The organism is Lentzea sp. NPDC042327 (assembly GCF_040647275.1).
Taxonomy (GTDB): domain Bacteria; phylum Actinomycetota; class Actinomycetes; order Mycobacteriales; family Pseudonocardiaceae; genus Lentzea.
The window spans coordinates 381,334-396,939 of record NZ_JBEZBX010000002.1; the positions used below are offsets into that span (position 1 = coordinate 381,334).

General features: G+C 67.6%; 10 protein-coding genes. 4 read left to right on the forward strand and 6 right to left on the reverse strand.

The features are described 5' to 3' along the window. Positions 1-19: 19 nt before the first annotated feature. Complete coding sequence (locus AB0A63_RS05650; protein ID WP_360385703.1) at positions 20-1,342, forward strand: DNA cytosine methyltransferase; 1,323 nt, start codon at positions 20-22, stop codon at positions 1,340-1,342. On the opposite strand, the gene AB0A63_RS05655 is transcribed toward AB0A63_RS05650, so the two are convergent. From AB0A63_RS05655 to AB0A63_RS05665, 3 genes are read right to left on the reverse strand one after another with little or no spacing between them, the layout of a single operon-like run. Next, complete coding sequence (locus tag AB0A63_RS05655; RefSeq protein WP_360386648.1) at positions 1,254-2,252, reverse strand: PD-(D/E)XK motif protein; 999 nt, start codon at positions 2,250-2,252, stop codon at positions 1,254-1,256. The two genes, AB0A63_RS05650 and AB0A63_RS05655, sit on opposite strands and share 89 nt — an antisense overlap. Then, complete coding sequence (locus AB0A63_RS05660) at positions 2,252-4,534, reverse strand: Z1 domain-containing protein (protein WP_360385705.1); 2,283 nt, start codon at positions 4,532-4,534, stop codon at positions 2,252-2,254. The genes AB0A63_RS05655 and AB0A63_RS05660 overlap by 1 nt, the downstream gene beginning before the upstream one ends. Positions 4,535-4,540: 6 nt before the next feature. After that, entirely contained in the window at positions 4,541-6,043 is a 1,503-nt protein-coding gene (locus AB0A63_RS05665) for an ATP-binding protein (RefSeq protein WP_360385707.1), read from the reverse strand. Between the two features lie 180 nt (positions 6,044-6,223). Here AB0A63_RS05665 and AB0A63_RS05670 point away from each other — a divergent pair, with 180 nt between their 5' ends. After that, positions 6,224-6,661 carry a very short patch repair endonuclease gene (locus AB0A63_RS05670; RefSeq protein ID WP_360385709.1) on the forward strand — a complete coding sequence of 146 codons (438 nt, stop codon included), beginning with the start codon at positions 6,224-6,226 and terminating at the stop codon, positions 6,659-6,661. Between the two features lie 305 nt (positions 6,662-6,966). Continuing rightward, positions 6,967-8,961, forward strand: a complete 1,995-nt coding sequence (locus AB0A63_RS05675) for a diguanylate cyclase (protein WP_360385711.1) — start codon at positions 6,967-6,969, stop codon at positions 8,959-8,961. On the opposite strand, the gene AB0A63_RS05680 is transcribed toward AB0A63_RS05675, so the two are convergent. Further along, entirely contained in the window at positions 8,936-9,433 is a 498-nt protein-coding gene (locus AB0A63_RS05680; RefSeq protein WP_360385713.1) for a DUF2165 domain-containing protein, read from the reverse strand. The two genes, AB0A63_RS05675 and AB0A63_RS05680, sit on opposite strands and share 26 nt — an antisense overlap. Before the next feature lie 31 nt (positions 9,434-9,464). On the opposite strand from AB0A63_RS05680, the gene AB0A63_RS05685 reads away from it, so the two are divergent. Further along, positions 9,465-10,523 carry a glycosyltransferase family 4 protein gene (locus AB0A63_RS05685; protein WP_360385715.1) on the forward strand — a complete coding sequence of 353 codons (1,059 nt, stop codon included), beginning with the start codon at positions 9,465-9,467 and terminating at the stop codon, positions 10,521-10,523. On the opposite strand, the gene AB0A63_RS05690 is transcribed toward AB0A63_RS05685, so the two are convergent. Next, entirely contained in the window at positions 10,507-14,316 is a 3,810-nt protein-coding gene (locus AB0A63_RS05690; RefSeq protein ID WP_360385717.1) for a hypothetical protein, read from the reverse strand. The genes AB0A63_RS05685 and AB0A63_RS05690 overlap by 17 nt on opposite strands. 251 nt (positions 14,317-14,567) lie before the next feature. Beyond that, positions 14,568-15,488, reverse strand: coding sequence for an LCP family protein (locus tag AB0A63_RS05695; protein WP_360385719.1), 921 nt, complete (start codon positions 15,486-15,488; stop codon positions 14,568-14,570). Between the last annotated feature and the right edge of the window lie 118 nt (positions 15,489-15,606).

Here is a 15,606-nt window from a genome sequence, read left to right on the forward strand (position 1 = left end):
CTTCAGAAGGAGAGCTAGCGTGGGGCGTGTCCGCGGCTCGGTTCTTTCGCTCTTCAGCGGGGCGGGAGGTCTGGACCTGGGGCTTGAGGCTGCTGGCTTCAAGACGGTGGCTTGTCTGGAGATTGACCAGACCTGCCGAGACACGCTGAGGCTCAACCGTCCCAAGTGGAAGCAGCTGGACTGCAGTGACGTGACGGAAGCGGCCAAGACGCTCGAGCCGAAAGACCTCAGGCTGAAGGTGGGCGAGCTGGACCTCATCGCTGGTGGCCCACCGTGTCAGCCGTTCTCCATGGCTGCGCAGTGGGCGAACACCGGCCGCCTGGGCATGAAGGACGATCGTGCCCAGACTGTGGTCGCCATGTTGGACCTGGTGGAGAAGTTCCTGCCGAAGGCACTGCTGATTGAGAACGTGGCTGGCTTCCTTCGCGGTGAGATCTCGGCGTCTCCCTTCATCAACGAGCGCCTGAAGAAGATCAATGCAGACCACGGCACCTCGTACAAGCTGGTCCCGCGGGTGGTGGACGCCGCTGACTACGGCGTGCCACAGCGTCGCAACCGCGTGATCGCGGTCGCTGTCAAGGATGGTCGAGAGTTCAGCTGGCCCGAGGCGAACTATGCGGACAACCCGGTTCGAGCTTGGGATGTGCTGGCAGACCTCAAAGAGGATGATCTCCCGGTTGGTCAAGGAACATGGACGGAGCTGCTGCCCTCCATCCCTGAGGGTGGCAACTACCAGTACCTCACGTCTCGCGGTGCTGGGGATGAGCTGTTCGGCTATCGCACGCGCTACTGGTCGTTCCTGCTGAAGCTCGCGAAAGACCAGCCTGCGTGGACGCTCTCCGCGAGCCCTGGACCCTCGACAGGGCCGTTCCACTGGGACAACCGTCCGCTGACCTCGCGGGAGTGTCTGCGGCTGCAGAGCTTCCCTGATGACTGGAAGTTGGCGGGCAACCACCGTCAGCACGTGAAACAGGCTGGGAACGCCACGCCGCCGTTGCTCGCAGAGGTGGTTGGTCGTGCTCTCATCACCCACCTCTACGGCGAGCCACCCAAGAGGAAGAACTTGAAGTTCCTGAGGAAGCACGTCAAGGGCGAGGTGCCCGAGGCGGTACCTCCTGCGCCGGTGCCGGCTCGCTTCCTCGGCTTGGTCGGAGCCAAGAAGGCACACCCAGGTGAAGGGCAGGGTCCGTCACCACGGCAGAAACCCGTCGCCACCGACGAGCCGATGGATACCGTCCTTGTGGGGAGTTCGGTCAGCGAGCTCGCGAACGGACTGCGAGCAGTAGTGCCCATAGACCGCTCAGCTCGCCGAGCGCAGCGGGGGCTTCAGCCGCTGTGGTGAGCTCTGACGTGAAGCGGACGTTTGAGACTCCGCTCGGGAACGGCGGGCTGACCTGGGGAATGTCCTCCGCTCTGTAGAGGCGCAGGTTCTCGGCAGCCGCTTGCATATCGAAGCGCGTGTCATCCGCTTCGGCGATGCGCGGACCAACGAGCGTCATGACTTGGCGATGCAGCTTGTCGCCCGCCTCCTTGGCATCTCCCAGCCTCACTGCAGTTCGCTGGTACAGCTCCAGGACACTAGGCCCTCTGTCGCTCTGGTCGAGAACCAGGCTGGCAACGAGAACCTGTGATGCGGGCGCGAGCTGCGACGCGGAGAACGTGTGTTTGCGCTCCGCGTGGGTTGATGCTTTGACCTCAACCTGGTAACCGCTGTCGGTGAAGTCGTAACGGCTGGTGCTGTCCGAGTGCCATGCGGTAGTGGCGAACACCGGGTCGGCGATCTCGTGCAGCAGGAACAGCTCTGCCCAAATACCTGTCATGTTCTTGTTCGCAGCTGAGTCGAAGCTGCGGAAAAGCTCGTTGAGCCAGGCCACCTGGTCATTGAGCGCATCAGCTCCGAGATCACCGACCCGCTCGAGCAACGCTGGCAGCAACCGCAGGAACCAGTCCTGCACAGCTCGGTCGTGAGCGACGCATTCCAGCACCGAGTACGCAGCGGGTTCCTGGCTTTTGAGGAGTCGGAGCACCCGCCCGTGACGGAGCCGAATGTTCGCGTAGTGCCTGTCTGGCAGGGAGATGCCCAACTTGGTCAACTCGGAGATGATTAGAGCGGGCATCCCGTCGCGTGTCTTGGCCAGCCGGATGTGCGGACCAACTAGTTGCTCCGTTGCGTACGACGTGGCAAACGTGTTTTCGGCTGGCAATGTGAGCCGGTCGAAGACACGTCGTATGTCCACGTAGGTCAGGGTCATCACGTCTGCCGGCGGTAGCTGCGCATGTCCTCAGGTAGCCAGGCGGTGAGCATTGGGCACCCACGATGCAGGTAACCGCCTGGACCAGTGAGGCTTACACCATCCGCAGTCAGGTCCATGTCGTGCAGCTGGATCGTCAGCAGGTCGTCGCTGTGCTGCGGGATGCCTTCACCGCCGGCCCTGAACTCACGGTCGCCGGGGTAGAACCGGAGGGACGCCGGATCGCGGTCATTGCCTCGACCTTGGAAGATCTGGCTCACTCTTCCATTACGGGTAGAACGGCGTGCGCGGCGTTCAGGGCGCATGTCGACTACGATGCCGACCGCATCTGGTTCCTCGTCTCTGAGATGAGCGATCAAGTCCTCGATGACAGCGTGGTCAACCTCGTCACCGCCGAAAAATCGATAACTGCTGATGAAATCAGCGAGTTGCTTCAACGGCACCTCTGCGAAACGGTGCTTCCGCGCCGGTTCTCCGTTCGGGGGAGTCCAGCCCATCTGCCAGGTCTGCACGGAGTCGCGAAGATCTTGCACCAGCGCGGCGTTCCTGGCAGCTTCGTCAGCTTCGTCAGCACAAGGCAGAGTGGTCTGGCTCAGCCATTCAGCTACTGGTCGCATCCGGAACCACTGGCTGGTCCGGCGGCACAGGCTGAGGCCGGGGTCGAGCCAGAACATGCGCGACCACGCCGTCATGGGCAGACCCTTCGCGATGTGGTTCCGCACTGAACGCCACAGGGTCGTCTCATGTCGGGCGAAGAGGGCGTAATGGTCCTCGTACAGCCCGCGCGGCAACCAAATTCGGCAGTAGGGGAGGTAGTCGCGGCGATAGCCGAAGAACCGGCCCCGTTGCATCAGCACGTCGACCTGTCCGGTACCCGGCCCACGCGACATCCAGGTGGTCGTGAGCCCCTGGAATGCAAAGCCGCGCTGAAGAACATCACCGCCGACGAAGATCCACGAGGATGTGTCCTCCCAACCGATGTCCTCTGCCGCCTTCCGAGAGTTGATCACGCGAATCTCGGTGTCGTGGAGGCGCTGAAGAAGCTTGCTCGTCAGATCGTGAAGTACGACCTGCGTCGTAGACACAGTCTCGTCGAGCACGCCAAGTGTTGCTGTGACCTGCTCGTAGAACTCCTCGGCGAGGTAGCTTTTTGGCTTCAGCAACGCATGCTCCGCTGACCGGCGCAGCCAGGTGACGATGTTCTGGACCCAGCGCTGAGCGAGCTCGTGAGACGGTGTGAGGCGGTGCGGGTGCACCAGCATGCTCCGGGTTTTCGGGTTTCCACCGTCTGTCAGCTCCTCCAACGCAGAACCGACGAAGAAGAAGCGAATCGCATCTTTCAACGACACCGGTGGCTGATCCGACTGCTGGTCCACAGCAGCCACATCATCGGGCGGGATCTCAACCCAGTAGGTCGTCTTGTCAGGCGGGAAGAATTCCTCAGCTCCGCAGTATCCGGCTCCTGGAGGAAGGAGTTCGCAGAAGTCCGGTGACAGGTTCTCAGTGAGTTCGACGAGCAGGTTGGCTTGAGGGGTTGCCGTGTACTGGATGAAGGCGTGCCTGTCGAACAGGTCGGTAAGTCTGTTGATCGCAGTGTTGGTTGTGGTCGGGCCGGCGAGCCGGCCATTCCTCCGCGCATGCGCGGAGTTGTCCAGGCTCGCTTCGTCTGCCTCGTCATCAATGATGAGAACGGGCTGCCGACGTAGCTCCTCAGCTTGGGTGGAATTTTTGAGCAAGGCCACAAGCCGGTGGATACCCTCCTCCGCTGATGACCCTGCACCCGCACGAGTGCGCTTTAGGATTGTCACCACGAGAGTTCTGGGCACCACTGGCGACAATGCTGTCTGGAGGGTCGCGTCGAAGTCGAGGTCGTTCGCGCCCGGTTCGAAGTTGAACACCTTCCAGCTTCGGTCACCGCGTGAAAGCTTGCTCACCACCTGGCGGTAGGTCTGGCTCTTCAGGATGTTCTTGGTTCCCGACAGCAGGATGATCAGGCGGTACCCGTTGTCACTCGCAAGGGCGGACAGAGCGAGGAACGAGTTGGTCTTTCCCGACTGAACCTTGCCGATGACAAGTCCAGTGGAGCGGCCGTCCTCCTGAGGAGGGCTGCATTGGCCCAGGACTCTGGGAGTGAAGCTGCGGAGTTGTTCCTTGGCGTCGTCAGGTAGGCCTGATGCTTCCAAGAAGCGTGCGAAGTTGGACCCGTCAATCCGCGGGTTCCATCGCCATAGCGCTGCGTGTACGCCATAGGGGTTGTTCGATTCTTCGACCAGCGTCTCCACGGGTGACTACCTCCTGCCAAGGCTTCCGGACATGAGCCGGTTGAGCTGGTCAAGCATGTACATGGGCCCGTCCACGCCAGCTTCGCGCGCCGTCACAGCGGTGAGCCCGATCCCAGCGGCGACGCGGAGAACTGCTTCTGACTCGACTGCGTCGCGCTCACCGAAGTTGCGCATGAACTGGTGGTTGAGGCTGATCTCGACGATGAGGCGTTTGGGAGATGGAGCTGTGGTGGCCGGAATGTCCTTGAGTGAGATCCAGTCGTCGCCACGGTCTACGAGACGGAGCACGATCTCCCAGGTCGTGCCATCAACCGACGTGGTGAGGACTTGTTCAGCGGCCAAGCCGTCGATCCGGGCGTTGTTCGTTGCCGGAACCAGAGGCGTGAGCTTGGGGGCAGGCTGTACCGGAGCCTTGAGGCGTTCCGGAAGCTCGTGCTTGACAGCTTTCTCGAGCGCTGGGCCCATGGAGCCGAGAGCTTTTACAGCTGCTTGACGTTGCTGTGGCGTCACCTCACGTGCGCGGTATCCCTCCGCCTGCTTGAGCAGCGGGAGGGGCTCACTGTCGAGGTGTTGCCTGAGCTGCTCGACCAGCTCCTCTTCGGACGCCTGCCAGACGAAGCCGTTCTTGCTGTAGGTCACCTTGACGTCGTCGAGGTGCAGCTCACCGAAAACACGCTGGCTTCGGAAGCTGTTGCCTTGACCGAAAATCTCTGTCGGACGCCATGGGTCATCCTCAAGCCCTGTGATCACGCGATTGCGGCGGAACAAGCTGAAGCCGGCCCCGTTGGCGCGACCGATCTTGCGGACCGCAGCGAACCCCGTCACACGTTCACCGCTGCTGAGCACGAAGTCAAGTTCTTTGCGCCACTCCACTGCGTCAACACCGCTACGGTAGAACGGAGCGCGTAGCACCTCAGGTTCCTCGTACTGGAGCGTCTCGCCGTCGTAGGTCAAGATCAACGATCCATTCCGGATGAAGTGGCGGTAGATGCTGCGCAAGTGGTCGCGAACTTTGCCGTGAGTCTTGGTCCGGATGGGGTTGCGCAGGTCTGACAGCACAATCCTGGTGCCGTGGTCTTCTGCGGGAACCCGAACTTCGGTCACTTCAAGGTCTTGCAACCCCTTGTTGACGATGTCGGGGAAGTTGTACTCAACTGTTCGTTCGACCTCCTCGCCGAAGGCGGTCGTGGTGATCTGCACCCTACCGGCGAACCATGCAGCTGCGCTCTTCATGCCGATGCCGTACACGGATAGGCCACTGGCGTCGGGAGGCGGGGTGCCTACTTCGAACGCGGAGGCGAACCGCGCAAGCGGGATGCCACCTGCGTCGTCCTTCACGATGATCTTGCCGTCGGACCCGCTGCTGGTTTGGATCGTGACGTGCACAGGGGCTGCGAGGTTGTGTCGCTCCCAGAGGTCTAGTGCGCTCTGGATCGAGTTGTCGACGAACTCCGCCAACGCGAACCACTGCTTGTAGTCGACCGCCTCGAAGACGCCGAATACCCCCACTTGTGGACGAATAGGGACACGCACTGTGGAGCGGATCCTTTCCTTAGCTGAACGAAATGCATAGGCAGCTTGGTGAGACCCACGCTCCGCTTGTGCACCGCAACAGCATTGGCTCAGAAGGTATCTCTATCCTACGCAGCGCCGCGACGGTAGGATTTTCGGCAACTTCGGAGGTGGAGGTTGGGCAACGAGGCTGGCAGGTGGGTCTCGACCACCGCTGGGACCCATCTTCGCGGCAGGCGCAAGGTGGACACTGAACCTGAGATGATGCTCCGTCGCGCTCTGCATGCGCTCGGTGCCCGGTTCCGTCTGCACCGCAAGCTTGCGCCAGGTTGCACACCGGACATCGTCATGCCATCTCGACGCATCGCGGTGTTCGTCGATGGCGACTACTGGCACTCCTGCCCCGCGCACGGGCGCAAGACGGCTTTCACCGGGCCCAACGCAGATCTATGGCGGGAGAAGATGCGGCGCAACCGTGAGCGCGATGAGCGCAGCTCCAGGTTGGCTGTTGAGGCTGGCTGGCAAGTTGTCCGGATGTGGGAGTGCGTGGTGAGGCGAGACCCAGAGAAGGCGGCACGCGCTGTGCTGCGCGGACAGTCTCTTCCACCTCGTTAGCGTGGGGTTGCCCTCAAACTGCAGCCGCTTCGACTTACCTTCCTTATTCCAAGGCTTGTGACATGACCCGATCGAGAGGCGGCCACTCCGTCGATCGCATGTGAGAATTGCTCCGATCGAGCGCCGCAAGCCGGTGACCCTGCGAGGTCGTTCCTCGCCCGAAGGGGCGAACGCCGCCGTGCGGCGGGACGATGTGGTTTGCTGGCGGTAGGCTTCCGCACCGTTGCTCGTCGAGCAGGTCAGGTGGAACGATTTTGCCGAGCCAGGACGACGCGAGATCGTCACGCCCGCCGGGACGTGACGAGGTGGCGCGCGACTGGGCCCGCGAGGTCAGCCGGACCTCCTACATCCCCCTGTCCTCCGCGAAGCTGGCGGAGGAGCTGCGCGAGCTGGTGAACCTGATCGCCGAAGCGCTCGCCGGGGACGCGAAGACCGCCGCGCGGGTCGGCACGCGGCTGGTGGAGATGCACTGCGTCGGCGCGGACAGCCTGCGCAGGTCCGTCGAGGTGCTGGCCGGGTTCGTGGCGCACGAGACGGAGGACGCGCACAAGAGCGCGTTGGTCATCGGGGAGATGTCCGCCGGGTACACCGATGCGATGCAGGCGTTCGTGCTGGAGCAGCAGGAAAGCGTCAGCCAGGCGATGTTGCGCGCGACCCGGGCCGCGCAGCTCGACCTGCGGGCGAGCGAGGAGCGGTTCGAGGACATCTTCGCGCACTCGTCGACGGGGATCGCGATCGTCGGCCTCGACGGGCGGCTGGAGCGGGCCAACGAGGCGCTGTGCACGATCCTGCGGCGCGAGGAGGTCGGCGGGATGACGCTCGGCGACCTCATCGCGCCGCCCGACCTGCCGTTGGTCGAGAACGCGCTGGCCGGCCTGCGGTACGGGCGGATGCGGCGGGTCCAGGAACGACCGCGGCTCATCGACCGCGACGGCGAGCACTTCCGGGTGCTGCTCGCGGCGACCGTGCAGAAGGACGCGGAGGACACCCCGCGGCACTACGTCGTGATGATCGACGACGACAGCCAGCTCACGTTGCTCGGCGGGCGCTTGCAGTACCAGTCGCTGCACGACGCGCTGACCGGGCTGCCGAACCGGCAGTACCTCACGACGCGGCTGGAGTCGTTGCTGCACAGCGACATGGAGCACGGCGTCACGCTCTACCACCTCGACCTCGACGCGTTCGCCGTGATCACCGACGGGCTCGGACGCGAGATCGGCGACCGGGTGCTCAAGCTCGTCGCGGAACGGCTGAGCGCCGTCTTCGCCGGCGAGAAGGCCATGGTGGCGCGGCTGGAGGGCGACGAGTTCGCCGTGCTCGTCGAGAACGGGCCGGACACGCCGGACGTCGACAGCACCATCCGCACGATCGAGCACGAGCTGGCCGAACCCGTCTACTTCACCGGGCACGGCGTCGCGGTGTCGGCGTCGATCGGCGTGCTGCCGCGGCTGCACCCCGGCGGCCACCCGGCCGAGGTGCTGCGGGCGTCGGACATGACGCTCAGGAGGGCCAAGCGCAGCGGGCGCCGGCAGTGGGGGCTGCACGACGCGACGCTCGACAAGCGGGAGCAGGAGGAGTTCGCGCTCGCCGCCGTCATGCCCGGCGCGTGGGAGAGCGGCGAGATCGACGTCGTGTTCACCCCGGTCATGCGGCTCGACGGCGCGGCACGGGTGTGCGTCGAGGCCGAGCTGCACTGGCGGCACCGCGACGCCGGGCTGATCCCGCACGAGAAGTGCGTGTCGATGGCCGAGCACACCGGGTTGATGCTGCCGCTGGGCGAGTGGATGTTGCGCAGGGCTGCGGAAGCGGCGTGCGGGCACGACGAGGTGCTCGCCGTGTGCCTGACCGAGGGCCTCGCGAACAGCCCGGACCTCGTGCGCGACGTGCGGCGGGTGCTCGCGGACACCGGGCTGCCCGCCGGCCGGTTGCTCCTCGGCTTCCCGGTGCGCGTGCTGGCCGCGCAGGACAGCGAGGCCGCCGACAACCTGGAACTGTTGTCGGACATGGGAATCCACATCGGCGCCCGTGACTTCGGGGGATCGACCGCGGAGATCGAGCTCGTCCGCTCGCTCGGCGTGATGGCGGTGCGGATGACCGGCCGCAGCCGCACATCGGACGAGCTGGTGTCGCGCGTGCTCAGCGACGTCATCGGGTTCGTGCACGAGGCCGGTGGGCTGGTCGTGGTCGACCCGGTCGAGGACGCCGAGCAGCGCGACTGGTGGAGTGGTCTGGGAGCCGACGCGGGGGTCGGCCCGGTGTTCTGCCGGGAACCGGTTACGAGCTGGCCCGCCGCGGGCTGAGGTGCACGAGGACCAGCGCGAAGCCCGCGACGGTCACCATGCGCAGCGCGGCGCCGATGCCGTTCCAGTCCTTCGACTGCCACATCGCGAACCACTCGCCGCCGACCGTGATGAACCCGCCCAGGAACAGCGCCACGACCATCAGCAGGCCCGCCGACGCGAAGCTGCGCGCGCTGTCGTCGCGGTTGCGGGCGTACGCGACGGTGCCCGCGGTCAGCAGGAGCGCGGAGACCGCCTCCCACGCGATGATCGCGACGTAGACCAGCGTCACGACGGCGGAACTGGTGATGGCCCGCCACTTCAGCCCCTCGCCGAACGTGGTGTCCATCGCGAGCACGTGCTGCACGAACGCCTCGTTCGTGCCGTAGTCCGTGACGTTGCCGATCACGACGAGGACCATGTTCAACGCGATGAACCCAACGGTCACCGCGACGACCGCGCGCAAGCTGCCGACCCGAGCAAGTAAACGCATGGCGCGGACAGTAACCGATAGGGTGCGGGCGGTGAGCCGTGTTTGTGTCGTCTCCCACCGGCTGGGCGGGTTCGACGGCGTCAGCGTCGAAGCCGCGAAGTGGGCGCACGCCTTCGCGGTGCTCGGCTGGGACGTCACGCTCGCCGCCGGTCACTTCGCCTCGGGTTCCGGGGTCGTCGTCCGCGGCCTGTGGGCCGACCGGCCCGGCGGTGACCCGCCACCCGTCGACCACGCCCTGATCCGTGAGCTCTGCGCGACGCACGACCTGGTGGTGCTCGACAACGCCGGATCGCTGTGGAGCGCACCGGAAGCCTCGGTGGCGTGGGAAGAGCACGCTCTCGCGGCCCGCGTTCCGGTGGTCCTGCGCCACCACGACCCGGCGTGGCAGCGCGTCCAGCTGCGGCCGGTCGACGGTGACGTCGTGCCGCTGCACCACCCCGCGCACCTGCACGTGCTGATCAACTCGTTGACAGAGCGGGAGTTCCGCGCGCGCTGGCCCTCGGTGCACACCAGGGTGGTGCACAACCGGGTCGACGTCGCCGGCCTCGCGCACGGCGACCGTGACGGCACCCGCGCCGCCCTCGGTGCCGCACCCGGCGACTACCTCGTGGTGCACCCGGCCCGCGTCGAGGGCACGTCCAAGAACATCCCCGGTGCCGTCGACTTCGTCCGGCGCCTGTCCGCGCGCCGCCCGGACGTCCGCTACTGGCTCACCGACGACGCTCCCTGCCCTGCCGCGGACCGGCTCCCGGGTGTGCTGCGCGGGCGCGTCGCGAACCAGGCCGACCTCTACGCGGCCGCCGACCTCGTGCTGCTGCCGTCCACCTGGGAGGGGTGGGGGCTGCCCGTCTGCGAGGCCGCGGCGGCGCGGAAACCCGTTGTGGCAGGGCCTTATCCGGTGCTGGACGAGATCCGCGCGCTCGGCCTCACCGTGTTCGACCCCTCCGACCTCGACGGTCTGCTCGCCGCCACCGACGCCGTGCTCGACGCCAACTTCGCGGCAGTGCAACGACATCTGGACCTGCGCGAGCTGCCGCGCGTGCTGGCGGGGCTGGTGGAGGACGCCGTCCGGCTCAGCACGGGTCCCTGAAGTCCATCTGCGGCAGCTTCTCCTGCCACACCGCGGGGGTGAGCGCGCCGCGCGTGGCCGTGCAGATCCGGTCGACCTGGTGCGGCACGTCGAGGTCCCACAGCCGCACCACGCCGTCGGCGTTGCCGGTGGCCAGCAACCGGCCCTGCGTCGAGAACCGCACGTACGGCTCGGACGTCCAGTCGCCGGTGATCTGCTGACCGGTGAAGAACGGCTTGGCCGGGTCGCTGATGTCCCACAGCCGGAACGACTTGTCCGCACTGCTGCTCGCGAGCAGCCGGCCGTCCGCGCTGACCGAGATCGTGGTGATCACGCCCGTGTGCCCCCGCAGCTCGCTCACCAGCCGCGGGTGCTCGCGGTCGCGCACGTCGTAGAACCGGATCACCCGGTCCTGCCCCGCGGTGATCAGCGTGCCCCCGTCCGCGGTGAAGACCGCCTTGTGCACGATCTGCGGGTCCTGGATCGGCGTGCCGATCAGCCGCGCCCGCGTCGGGTCGCTCACGTCCCACAGCCGCACCGTCCGGTCGCTGCTCGCCGTGGCGACCGTGCGGCCGTCGGGGCTGAAGTCCATGCCGTTGACGTACGCGTCGTGCCCGGTCAGCGGTTCGCCCAGCGGCACGGGGTGCGCCGGGTCCGCGGCGTCCCACAGCCGCACCGAGTTGTCGTCCTGGCTGGTCAGCAGCACCGTCCCGGCCGGGTCGAACCGCGCGGCCGTGGCGAAGCGGGTCGGCAGCAGGACCGGTTCGCCCAACGGCCGCGGGCGGCTCGGGTCGGCCACGTCCCACCGGCGCACGGTCTGGTCGCCCGCCGCGGACACGAGCACCTTCCCGTCCGGCCGGAACGCCGGAGGGCCGACCGAGCGCTCGTGGCCCAGCAGCGGTGGTCCCGCCGGTTTCGGGTGGTGCTGGTCGGACAGGTCCCACAGCCGCACCGTCTTGTCCGCGGACCCGGTCGCCAGGAGCCGGCCGTCCGGGCGGAACGACGGCTCGCCCACCCGCGCGGTGTGGCCGAGCAACCACTCGCGCGGCAGTGACCACAGGTTCGCGCCGCTCTCCTGCGACCCCGTGGCGAGCGTGGCGCCGTCCCCGCTGAACCCGACGGCGAACAGGGACCCGCCACGCCCGGTGAGCGGGCGCCCGAGCGGGTTCGGCACCGCGGGGTCGCTGATGTTCCACAGGCGCGCGGTCGCGTCGGCGCCCGCGGAGGCGAGCACGGGCTCGGCGGGGCTGAACTTCACCGACCACACGGCCTCGGTGTGCCCGGCGAGCGGCAGACCGACCGGTTCCTGCGTGGCCGGGTCCCACAGCCGCACCGTCTTGTCCTCCGAGCCGCTCGCGAGGAGCTTCCCGTCGCCGCTGAACGCCACCGAGTGGATGCCGTCGCGGTGGCCGGTCAGCGGCTTGCCGGTCCTGGTCCCGGTGGCCACGTCCCACAGCCGGATCGTGGAGTCGTCGCCGGCGGTGGCCAGCGTCCTGCCGTCCGGGCTGAACGCGAGCGAGCGCACCGCGGCGCTGTGGTCGCGCAGCGGTTCCCCGACGGGTTTGGCGTTCGCGGGACTGCTCACGTCCCACAGCCGCGCCGACCGGTCCTCGTTCGCCGCCGCGAGCAGCCTGCCGTCGGGGCTGAACTCCAGCAGGTAGGTGGGGCCGTTGCCGGTCTCGATCGTCTTGAGCGCCCGGGGCGAGCCGGGGTCCGCCACGTCCCAGAGCCGGATCGTCGCGTCCTGGCCGGTCGTCGCGAGCACCTTGCCGTCGGGGGAGAAGACCGCGGAGCTCAGCCAGTCCTCGTGCCCGCTGATGACCGCGACCTGCCGTGGGCGGCTGCGGTCCCGGACGTCCCACAGCCGCGCGGTGCGGTCGTAGCTCGCGGTCGCGAGGAGCGTGCCGTCCGGGCTGAACGTCGTCAGGTAGACCGCGCCGGTGTGCCCGAGCACCGGCACCGCGAGGGGCACCTGCTGGGTGGCGAGCACCTTCGCGGCCACCGCCTGGTCGTCCGGGCGCATCCGGTGCGCCACGAGCAGCAGCTGCGCCGACAACGACACGTCCGTCGTCGCCAGCCGGTCCGCCTCCGCCACGACCTGGCGGTACTGGGCGTCGTTGCGCTGCTGCACGCTGATCACCGCCGCACCCGCCGCGATCAGCGCGAACACCGCCACCAGCGCGACGGCACTGCGGCGCAGCCAGGTGCTCTTGCGGTGCTGGCGCTCCGACGTGTGCACGAACTCCCTGGCGAGCACGGTGACGTTCCGCTGCTGCCGCACGCCCTCCAGCCGGGCCCCGCGGTAGAGCATCGACGAGTCGCGGTCGTGCGCGGACCAGGTGGCCGCGTCCTCCTCCAGCCGCTGCCGGGTCAGGTTGCCCGCGCGGTCCTCGTCGATCCAGCCGCGCAGCCGCGGCCACGCGTGCAGCAGCGCCTCGTGCGTGATCTCCACGCTGCCGGCGTCGAGCGTGATCAGCCGGGCCCTGGCCAGCACCTCCAGCGCGCGTTCGGTCGCCGGCAGGTTCGTGCTCGCCTCCAGCAGGCCGTGGCGGCTGGAGCGGCGCCGGGTGTCCTGGGTGTCGTCGCCGACCCTGACCAGGCGCAGGAGCAGCTGCTTCGCCGCCTGCTGGCCCGGGTCGTCGAGGTCGGCCCAGGCCCGTTCGGCCGTCGTGGCGACGGCACCCTGGATGCCGCCGGCCGCCCGGTAGCCCGCGATCGTGAGCCGGCCTGCCTGCCGGCGCTGCCAGGTGACCAGCAGGGCGTGGCTGAGCAGCGGCAACGCCCCCGCGTCGTAGGCGTCCTTGCCGCGCCGGTTCTGGGCGCCCAGGTCGCGCAGCATGAGGTCGACCAGGCCCGCTTCGAGCTGCAACCCGGCGGCCTTCGCCGGGTTCGTGACCGCGTCGCGCACCTCGGCCGCCGACATCGCGCCGAGCACCATCTGGTTGCTCTGCAGCGCCTCGGCGAGCTCGGGGAAGTCGAGGCAGCGGGCGTAGAAGTCGGCCCGCACGCCCAGCACGACCGCCGTCTTCTGCGCGGCCGCGTGCAGGGCCTGCACGAACACCCGCAGCCGGTTCGCGTCGCCGCCGAGCGTGAACGCCTCCTCGAACTGGTCGACGACCACCACCCGCTCGCCGACCGCGATCTGCACCTCCTGCGCGAACTCGACCAGCGCGTCCGAGTCGGCGGCGGCTTCGAGCACCGCTATCAGTTCCGGCAGCTGGAGCGCGAGCTCCTTCAACGGATCGGTGCCGGGGGAAATCACCACCGCCTCTTTGCGGAGGCGGGGCAGCACGCCCGCTTTGATCAGGCTCGACTTACCGGCACCCGACGCGCCGACGAGCATTGTCAGACCGTTGTCGTTCATCCGGGCGAGAAGTGCGTTCGTCGCTCGTTCCCGCCCGAAGAACCAATTCGTGTCCTGCGGTCCGAATGCGCTGAGACCCATGTAAGGGCACACCGCGTTTTCGTCCTGAGGGGGTGTGTCCGCGTCACCCACCGGGCTGGCGAGCGCCTCCTCCCAGAGCGTGCGCCAGACCTCGACGTCGTAGAGCCCGTCGACCGCGGGCTGCGGCCGGCGCTTGCGCGCCTCGCCGGTGAGGACCTCCAGCACGGCGCTCAACCCGCTGAACCTCGCCGGCACGTTCCGCCCGCGCCGCCAGTCGCTGACCCGCTGCGCCGGCACGCGGACCGGTCTGCCCTGTTCGTCCGTCCGGCGGGCGCGGGTCACCGACTCCGTGACCCGCTTCAGCGGCGGGTCACCTGCCTCCGCGTACAGCAGCGCGAAGCGCTCCGCGAAGACGCCACGGGGTCCCAATCGCCCTCCACCTCGTCCGGACCGGAAAACGCACACCACCCGCCTGAGCTGCGGCGCACGCGCCGGACGGGCCCTTCCGAACCCACCCTAACGAGATGGTCTGACAACCTCGACCGCACGTCCTTTCACGAGACCGGGAGACCGTCACAGTGGTAGCGGCTAGCTGGGGAAGATCTTCCACGGCTGAGGAGCGCTGGGGGTCTCCTCAGCCGTGGCCTCGACCGAGTGAGTGGCAGGGTGCTGCCTGCTAGTCAGGCGGCCGTCCAGAGCGCGTCGGCCTCCGGCTGCTTCGGCTGGACCCGGTTGGGGTCGGGCAGGTACTGCTCGACCGGCAGCGTCACGTAGCCGATGCTCCCCGGTCGCAACGCCGTGAGCTTGCCGGCGAGGCCCGCCAGCGCGCTGATCGATCCGAGCTCCGCGTCCGTCACGATCGACCTCGTCATGACGTCGGCGAGCTCGAACGTCCGCTGCGGGCTGCCGAGCCAGTTCTCGTCCGCGAGTTTCTGACTGAGTGCGGTCAGGAAAAGCTGCTGGTTCTTTATCCGGTTCAGGTCGCTTCCGTCCCCGATGCTGTACCGGGTCCGCACGAATGCGAGTGCTTGGGTTCCGCTCAACCTGTTCGGCCCGGCCGGAACGCGCAGTCCGCTCTTGTCGTCGTCGATCGCCTCGGGCAACGTGATGTCGACTCCGCCGAGGCGGTCGACCACGTCGCGGAAACCGTTGAAGTCGATCTGCACGAAATGGTCCATCCGCAGATTGCTCATCTGCTCGACCGTCGCGACCGTGCACGCCGCCCCACCCGTGGAGAAGGCGCTGTTGAACATGGCGATGCGCGCCGGCGGGTGGTCACCGCACCGCGGCCGCGGCACCATCGTGTCGCGCGGGATGCTGATCACCCTGGCCGCGTCGCCCCTGGCGTTCAGCCGCACGACCATGGCGGTGTCGGACCGCCCGTCGTCCCTGCCGATGAGAAGGACGTTGAGCGGCCTGCCCGGCGTCGACGGCGTCTGCGTGGGTCGCGGCGGCCGGGCGTTGCCGCTGAGCTCCTCGGCGAGGTCGACGGTCTGGAGGTTGCCCTCAAGCCGGGCGTAGGACCCCCAGACGACGACGCCCGCCGCGATGACCGCAGCGGCCCCCGAGACCACCAGCCATCGTTTCCAGTGGACGTTCACACCCCCAACGGTCCCGGCACTTTGTCCGGACCGGGTAGGGGATTTGTCAGGGTTGTGTCACAGCCTCGCGGAGCCCGTCCGTGCCGATGGCGACCACCTCGCCTTCAGGTAGTACAAA